This is a genomic window from Aliivibrio sp. S10_S31 (assembly GCF_014694495.1).
GTDB classification, from domain to species: domain Bacteria; phylum Pseudomonadota; class Gammaproteobacteria; order Enterobacterales; family Vibrionaceae; genus Aliivibrio; species Aliivibrio fischeri.
In genome coordinates this window covers 1-1,319 of record NZ_JAAUWR010000070.1, presented here as the reverse complement: position 1 = coordinate 1,319, position 1,319 = coordinate 1, and the positions used below count along the sequence as shown (strand labels likewise).

General features: G+C 39.9%; 1 protein-coding gene. It reads right to left on the bottom strand.

The genetic code is table 11. The features are described 5' to 3' along the window. Nucleotides 1–13 precede the first annotated feature (13 nt). Nucleotides 14–1,319, bottom strand: a 1,306-nt coding sequence (locus HC728_RS19570) for an IS4 family transposase (RefSeq protein ID WP_238933840.1), incomplete at its 5' end; no start/stop codon positions are given.

The following is a 1,319-nucleotide window of genomic DNA, read 5'->3' as shown; positions in this document are numbered from 1 at the left end:
TAATGCCGCTCGCTTAACAGCTAGTGGCTCTTTTTTTATAAGGGTAGCGCGGTGCTTTATAAAGCACTTGTCGCGGAAATGGTTTTCGCTTTCTTTTCTTTGGCAGGATTAGACGCTTTCCGCTTTCTCGTAGATTTTTCAGCTTCTTGGGCACTGTTCCTGGTGTTCGCCCTGAACACCACAGGAACTCATCTTGGATTAGCCTTAACGCATTAATAAAGCTTATTCTTAATGGTTCCATTTTATGAAAATCGGCCATTCTTTTCATTTCTAGACGAACGAGGTTATAAGAAATCAAAATCCCCCATAACTCTTGATATATTCCTTCTATTTTCAAGCTTCTAAGCACTGCTTGATTGTTAAGTTGACCTTGTTTTAATTCACCATAACCTTGTTCTATTTCCCATCGTTCCCAGTAAATTTCAACAATATCTTTCAATGGATAAGTCACAGGACACTCTAATGAAGTAATAAACCCTTTGATCTCTCCTTTCGGCTCAGGTATTAAAACTAAACGAGCTTGCCAGCTATCTCCGAGGTGAGGATATTTCTGTTTTGCATCAGGCGAAACTGGCATTTTAATCAGTTTATCGTAGTCTGAAAACTCTTCTAAAACGTCGTACTTAAATTTACTTTTTATTGGAGTTAACCAATGAGTATTTTTTCCTGCATTACGCCATGATTCAAAAAGTTCAGCGGACATAAAACCACGGTCAAAAAGAGTTAATGAATTATTTGGAGCGGAGCCAACTAATTGTTGTGCATAAGATATTTCACTATTGGTTATTGGTCCAAAAGCAGCATCTGAAATAAGGTGGGTGCGTGTAGACATGAGGGTAACAGCAAGAACTGAAGGAAATGTAGCCTTACCTGTCGCGTAGCCTAGCTTTTGGTTATCCTTAGTTTCAGGGGTTTTAAATTGAGTCCCGTCAACGCTCATGAGTTTAAGTCCACAAACTAAATCAGGCGATTCTTCTGTCTCCCATTTACTCGCAGTGGTATGAAATAGGTAACGTAATGGTTCATAACCAATACGCTGTCTAGCTTTTACGATACTACTTGTGGCCAAGGGAGGGAGCTCCCCTTTAGCATCAGGGAAGGCTAATTCTAATTTATCACAAACATCGCTAATGGAGCGGTTACGCATTAAGCCAATTCCAAGCACTAACCAAACAGCTTGTTCAGCAGGAAATCTGCGCTTTCTGATAGCGGCGCGACCAGTTTGGTTAACGGCTTCTGAAATCCACTCAATAGGAATATTTTTCCGAAATGAATCCATAGATTCAGGAAGGTGAAATTCTGCAGTTAATTGTAATTCA